Consider the following 6,586-nt stretch of genomic DNA (forward strand, 5'->3'; position numbering starts at 1 on the left):
CGCGCCGATGTCCGGGTCCTGGTAGGGCACGAACAGGTCGCGCTCGTCCTGGCTGACCTTCAGCTTCCTGTACAGCGGCTCCGCCTCGATGCGGTCGTTGGCGTCGGTACCGGAGGTGACCCAGACCAGGCGGTCGACGTCGAGGACGTTCAGCTTCTCGGCGCTGAGCTCGGCCACGTTCCAGCCCGGCTTGGCCAGCTCGTCGATCTCCGGCTTCAGCTTGAAGCCCAGTTCCCCGAAGAAGATGGCCTTGGGGTCGGTCGCGGTGAACGCCGAGTACTTGCCGGCCTCGAAGCTGTCGGCGACGGCCAGGGTCAGACCGCCGAACTCGGGGTGTTCGTCGCGGACGGTCTTGAACTGCGCGTCGATGTCCGAGATCAGCTTCTCGGCCCGGTCGTCCCTGCCGAGCGCCTTGCCGATCTGCCGGGTCATCTCCTGCCAGGGGGCCCCGTAGTCCGGGTGGTCCTCGGGCTGGGCGACGACCTTGGTGAACTTCGAGAGCGTGTCGTACTGCTCCTTCTTCATGCCCGAGTACTGGGCGATGACCAGGTCCGGCTGCAGCGCGGCGATCTTCTCCATGTTGTACTCGTCGCGCTCGCCGACGATCTCGGGGGTGTCGGAGCCCCAGAGTTCCTTGGTCCAGGGCCACTTGCCGTACGGCTTCTCCTTGAACCAGTCGACGGCGCCGACCGGCTTGACGCCGAGCGCCAGCACCGCGTCCTGGTCCGACAGTCCGAGCGTGACGACCTTCTTCGGTTCCTCCTCGATGGTCGTACTGCCGTACTTGTGCTCGACCGTGACCGGGAACGCCGCGGACTGCGCGCCCGCGCCGGCCGAGGACGCGGGGTCCTTGTCGGACGAGGAGTCGTCGGTCCCGCCCCCACAGGCGGTCAGGGCGAGCGCGGCGACGGCGGCCACGACCACCCTGGGAATGAGTCCGGCGATCCGCGCCGGCGCGGGGCGTGTTCCAGTGGACACGTTGGTTCCTTTCACGGGGTTTCACAGGGGTGCCGCGCCTGCCGGGTACGACGACCGGGCAGTGCGCGGCGGTGTGGGGGGGGTGGACCTCGGGCCGGCTAGCGGGAGGTGCCGATCCCGTCGGTGAGGGGACGGGGCGCGTCGGGGGACGCGGGGGTCCGGTCGAGGATCGAGTCCAGGATCTCGCCGACCCGGATCGCGATGTTCGACAGCAGGGACGAGGTGATGCCGTGGGTGTGTTCGGTGCCGCCCTGCAGGTAGACGCCGCAGCGCAGTGCGGGGCGGGTCGCCACGCGGTAGTCCCGCTCGACGCGGACGCGGCCCTCGTCGTCGCGGTGGCAGAGTCCGGCCGTCTCGCCGAGGAGGGCCAGTCCGTCGGCGGGCAGGTATCCCGTGCCGTACACGACGACGTCGGCGTCGAGGGCGGTCCGCTCGCCGGTGACCAGGGAGACGACGGTGGCGTGGACCCGCTCCGGGGTCTCGACGACTCCGGTGAGCCGGGACACGTTGTGGAAGTGGAGCCGCTCGGCGCCGAGCACCTTCTCCTGGTACACGCGCCGGTACAGGTCCTCGATGAGGTCCGTGTCGACCACGGAGTAGTTGGTGTTCCCGTGGTAGTCCATCAGCTTGCGCTTGACGTCCTCGGGGGCGGTGAAGTACTCGTCCACCGCCTCGGGGTCGAAGATGCGGTTGGCGAAGTTGCTGTCGTCGGCGGGGCTGTAGCCGTAGCGGGAGAAGACGGCGTGGACCTCGGCGCCGGGGAAGCGGCGGTGCAGGTAGGCGACGTTCTCGGCGGCGCTCTGGCCGGCGCCGACCACGACGAACCGGGAGGGATCCGTGCCCTCCAGGGCGTCCACCTTGGCCAGCAGGTCGGAGTTGTGCCAGATGCGGTCGGAGCGTTCGACCCCCTCCGGCATCCGCGGGCGCAGCCCGGTGCCGATGACCAGGTTGCGGGCCCGGTGGACCACCAGCCCGTCCCGCGAGCGGGCCGTCACGTCCAGGTACTCGACCGCTCCGTCACGTAGGACGGGTTCGACGGCGACGACCTCGTGGCCGTAGGAGACCATGTCGTCGACCTTCGCCGCCGCCCATTCGAAGTAGTCGTGGAACTCCGTCCGCAGCGGGAAGAAGTTCTTGTGGTTGACGAAGTCGATCAGTCGTCCCTTGCTCTGCAGATAGCTCAGGAAGCTGTATTCGCTGGTCGGGTTGCGGAGGGTCACCAGGTCCTTGAGGAAGGACACCTGCATCGTCGCGTCGTCGATCAGCATGCCCCGGTGCCAGCCGAACGCCGGCTGCCGCTCGAAGAAGTGGGCGGTGACCGTCTCCTGCCTGCCGGCACGCGCGTTGTGCTCGCTGAGCGCGATCGCCATGGCCACGTTGGACGGGCCGAAGCCGATGCCGATGAGGTCGTGGACCGGAGGTGGGTCGCCAGGAAGAACCTGAGCCATGTCACTCCCATCGTGCGGGCGGCCGGTTGTCCGGCGTCGGGTTTACGGGAGGAGGGGTACGCCGGCGGAACGGCGGACCCGCAGAACTTAGGGAAGCCTAAGCTTATGCCGTGAGGCTGTCGACTGGACAAAAGGGGCAGTTCACGAGTTCGATTTACTGACGATCCATCAAACCGCCTTTTTCCAGGCGGTATTGAAACGTTAGGTAAGCCTTGCTTTACTGACGGCGGCCATTCCCTGCACGAGGAGGAACCGCATGCGGGTCGTCATGTTCGGCTATCAGACCTGGGGCCACCGCACCCTGCGGGCCCTGCTGGATTCCGGGCACGACGTGGCGACGGTGGTGACACATCCCAGGAGCGAGCACGCCTACGAGCGGATCTGGAGCGACTCGGTCGCCGAGCTCGCCGAGGAACACGGCATCCCCGTCATCGTCCGCGACCGCCCCGACGACGAGGAGCTGTTCGCGCGGCTCAAGGACGCCGACCCCGACATCATCGTCGCCAACAACTGGCGCACCTGGATCCCCCCGCACATCTACGGCCTGCCCCGGCACGGCACGCTGAACGTCCACGACTCGCTGCTGCCGAAGTACGCCGGCTTCTCTCCCCTGATCTGGGCCCTCATCAACGGGGAGTCCGAGGTCGGCGTCACCGCGCACCTGATGGACGAGGAACTCGACGCCGGGGACATCGTCCTGCAGCGGGCGGTCCCGGTCGGGCCGACGGACACGGCCACCGACCTGTTCCACAGGACCGTCGACCTGATCGCCCCCGTCACCACGGGCGCCCTCGACCTGATCGCCTCCGGGCGGACCGAGTTCACCAAGCAGGACCGCTCCCAGGCCAGCTTCTTCCACAAACGGTCCCTCGAGGACATCCGGATCGACTGGAACTGGCCCGCCGAGGACCTGGAGCGCCTCGTACGCGCCCAGTCGGACCCGTACCCGAGCGCCTTCACCTTCCACAAGGGCCGGCGCCTCGAGGTCCTGGCCGCCGTGGTGTCCCGGGGACGCTACGGCGGGACGCCCGGCCGGATCTTCTACCGCGAGGGTGACGGCGTGGTGATCGTCGCCGGCGCCGACGCCCGTACCGGCCGCAACCACGGTCTGGCCATCACCCGCGTACGGACCGAGGACGGCCGGGAGCTCGGCGCGACCGAGTACTTCACCTCGATGGGCGGCTACCTCACCGGCCGTCCTTGAGGATCCGCGGGTGAACCGTCTGCGAGAATGGGCGCCGACCGCTCGTCGCACAACGGGAGCCCGCACGGTGTCACCCCAGCACGAAGCCCCCGTGACCGCCGGGGGCCGCAAGGACCTGCAGGCCGACTGCGCCGACTGCTTCGGCCTGTGCTGTGTGGCCCTGCCCTTCGCCCGCTCCGCCGACTTCGCCGTCGACAAGGCCGCCGGGCAGGCGTGCTCCCACCTCCGGACGGACTTCCGCTGCGGCATCCACGAGCGGCTGCGCGACCGGGGCTACCCCGGCTGCACCGTCTTCGACTGCTTCGGCGCCGGACAGAAGGTTTCGCAGGTCACCTTCGGCGGCACCGACTGGCGCCGGGCGCCGGAGACGGCGCGCGCCATGTTCGAGGTCTTCCCCGTGATGCGGCAACTGCACGAGCTGCTCCGGTACACCGCCGAGGCCCTCGACCTCGCGGCGGCCCGGCCCGTCCACAAGGAGCTGCGACGGGCGCTGGCCCGGATCGACGGCCTGACCCGCGGCAGCGCCGAGGAGGTCACCGCGGTGGACGTGAACGCGCTGCGCGGCGAGGTCAACCCGCTGCTGCTGCGCGCCAGCGAACTCGCCCGGGCCCGCGTCCCGGGCCGCAGGAAGGACCACCGCGGAGCCGATCTGATCGGCGCGAAGCTGTCCGGCGCCGGCCTCAGGGGAGCCAGCCTGCGCGGGGCCCTCCTCGTCGCCGCGGACCTGAGCGGGGCGGATCTGCGCGACGCCGACCTGATCGGCGCCGACCTGCGCGACGCGGACCTCGGCGGCGCCGACCTCACCGGCGCCCTCTTCCTCACCCAGGCGCAGCTCGACGCGGCCAGGGGCGACGCGGCCACCGTGCTGCCTGCCGGGCTCAGCCGCCCCGCCCACTGGTAGGCGCGGGCGGTCCCGACAGCCCGGCGAGCACCTTGTCCGGGGTCAGCGGGAGGTCGCGGAAGCGGACGCCGGTGGCGTGGTGGACGGCGTTGCCGACGGCGGCCGCGCTGCCCACGTTGCCGATCTCGCCGATCCCCTTGCTGCCCATCGGGTTGAGGTGGCCGTCGTGCTCGTCGATCCAGTGCGCCTCGACGGCGGGCACGTCGGCGTGCGCGGGCACGTGGTAGGACGCCAGGTCGGACTCGGTGAAGTCGCCGAACGCGGCGTCCATCGTGCTGCCCTCGGTCAGTGCCATGCCCAGTCCCATGACCATGCCGCCGATGAACTGGGAGCGTGCGGTACGGGCGTTGAGGATGCGTCCGGCGGCGAATACGCCGAGCATCCGGCGTACCCGCACCTCGCCGGTGACGGAGTCGACGGTGACCTCGGCGAAGTGCGCCCCGAAGGCGTGGCGGGCGTAGGGGCTCTCGGCGTCCGCCCGGCCCGTCGTGTCGGCGTGGGCGATGACGCCCTCGTCGGGCAGCCGGCCCGTGAGGCCGCCCAGCCGGCCCGTGAGCCTGGTGCAGGCGTCGTGCACGGCCCATCCCCAGGAGGCGGTTCCGGAGGATCCCCCGGCCAGGGACGCGGACGGCAGGTCGCTGTCGCCGATCTCGGTCCGTACCCGGTCCAAAGGCACGCGCAGGGCGTCCGCCGCCACCTGGGCGAGCACGGTGCGGGCCCCGGTGCCGATGTCGGTGGCGTTGACGCGGACCGTGAAGGTCCCGTCCGGCAGTGCGCGCGCCTCCGCGGTGGACGGCTGGACGAGGACGGGGTAGGTGGCCGCCGCGACGCCCGTGCCGACGAGCAGCGGTCCCTCCGCCCGGGAACGGGGGCGGGGATCCCTGCGGTCCCAGCCGAAGCGGCGGGCGCCCTCGCGCAGACACTCCGTGAGGTGCCTGCTGCTGAACGGTTTGCCGCTGTCCGGTTCCCGCTCGGGTTCGTTGAGGAGGCGCAGCCGCACCGGGTCCACGCCGAGGGCGGTGGCGAGTTCGTCCACCGCCGACTCCAGGGCGTACATGCCGGGGCATTCACCGGGGGCGCGCATCCAGGACGGGGTCGGCACGTCGAGCCGGACCACCCGGTGGAGCGTACGGCTGCTCGGGGTGGCGTACATGACGCGCGCGGGGACCGCCGCCTGCTCCACGAACTCCTTGACGCGGGAGGTGTGGGTGACGATCTCGTGGGTCAGGCCGGTCAGCCGGCCGTCGTCGTCGGCGCCGAGGCGGAGCCGGTGCAGGGTGGGGGCCCGGTGGCCGACGAGGGCGGGCATGTCGCGGCGGGGCAGGGCGACGGTGACGGGCCGGCCGGTCTCCCGGGCGGCCATGACGGCGAGCACGACGTCGGGGCGCGGGGTGCCCTTGGAGCCGAAGCCGCCGCCCACATGGCCGGCGACGACGGTGATCCTGTCCTCGGGCAGCTCGAACAGCGCGGCGAGCGTGGCGCGCACCGCGGTGGCGCCCTGGCTGGAGGTGTGCACGACGAGGCGGTCGCCTTCCCACCGCGCCGTACTGGTGTGGGGCTCCATGGGGTGGTTGTGCAGCGGCGGTACGCGGTAGGAGACGTCGACGCGGACGGGGGCGGAGGCGAGGGCGCCGTCGGGGTCCCCGTACTCACGGCGGGCCGGGTGGCCGGCGTTGGCGGTCTCCGGCTCGTACGCCCCGGGATGGTCCGCGGCGAGCGTCACGTCGTGCTCCTCCACGGCGTACTCGGCGCGGACGGCCGCGGCGGCGGCACGGGCCTCCTCCGGGGAGCGGGCGACGACGAGCGCGACGACCCAGCCGCGGTGCGGCACCGCGGGTTCCTGGAGCACGGCGAGGGTGGGGTCGTCGGGTGCGGTGAGGCGGGGGGCGTTCTCGTGGGTGAGCACGGTCAGGACACCGGGCAGCCCGAGGGCGGCCGTGGTGTCGACGGCCGTCACCCGGCCGCGGGCGACGGTCGCGAGGACGGGCCAGGCGTGGACGCGGTCCGGCAGGGGGTGTTCGGCGGCGTAGCGGGCGCCGCCGGTGACCTTCTGGC

At 71.6% G+C, this 6,586-nt stretch carries 5 protein-coding genes; 2 read left to right on the forward strand and 3 right to left on the reverse strand.

Features of this window, described 5'->3' with window-relative positions:
* On the reverse strand, window positions 1-978 hold a 978-nt coding region (locus tag B7767_RS39410; protein ID WP_218775856.1), incomplete at its 3' end, for an iron-siderophore ABC transporter substrate-binding protein.
* Window positions 979-1,076: 98 nt separating this feature from the next.
* Complete coding sequence (locus B7767_RS39415; protein WP_085576133.1) at window positions 1,077-2,426, reverse strand: lysine N(6)-hydroxylase/L-ornithine N(5)-oxygenase family protein; 1,350 nt, start codon at window positions 2,424-2,426, stop codon at window positions 1,077-1,079.
* Between the two features lie 256 nt (window positions 2,427-2,682).
* Between B7767_RS39415 and B7767_RS39420 the strand changes: the two genes are divergently transcribed.
* Window positions 2,683-3,630, forward strand: coding sequence for a methionyl-tRNA formyltransferase (locus B7767_RS39420; RefSeq protein ID WP_085576134.1), 948 nt, complete (start codon window positions 2,683-2,685; stop codon window positions 3,628-3,630).
* Window positions 3,631-3,697: 67 nt separating this feature from the next.
* Window positions 3,698-4,531, forward strand: a complete 834-nt coding sequence (locus B7767_RS39425; protein ID WP_085576135.1) for a pentapeptide repeat-containing protein — start codon at window positions 3,698-3,700, stop codon at window positions 4,529-4,531.
* Here B7767_RS39425 and B7767_RS39430 read toward each other — a convergent pair.
* Window positions 4,509-6,586: xanthine dehydrogenase family protein molybdopterin-binding subunit (locus B7767_RS39430; RefSeq protein WP_085576136.1), on the reverse strand; the 2,078-nt coding region annotated here is incomplete at its 5' end. The two genes, B7767_RS39425 and B7767_RS39430, sit on opposite strands and share 23 nt — an antisense overlap.

It is taken from the genome of Streptomyces sp. 13-12-16, from assembly GCF_002114215.1.
GTDB lineage: Bacteria > Actinomycetota > Actinomycetes > Streptomycetales > Streptomycetaceae > Streptomyces.

Excerpts from the sequence above, each read along its gene's own strand:
- B7767_RS39420 (WP_085576134.1), top strand. The coding sequence starts at position 2,683 with ATGCGGGTCGTCATGTTCGGCTATCAGACCTGGGGCCACCGCACCCTG.
- B7767_RS39415 (WP_085576133.1), bottom strand. The coding sequence starts at position 2,426 with ATGGCTCAGGTTCTTCCTGGCGACCCACCTCCGGTCCACGACCTCATC.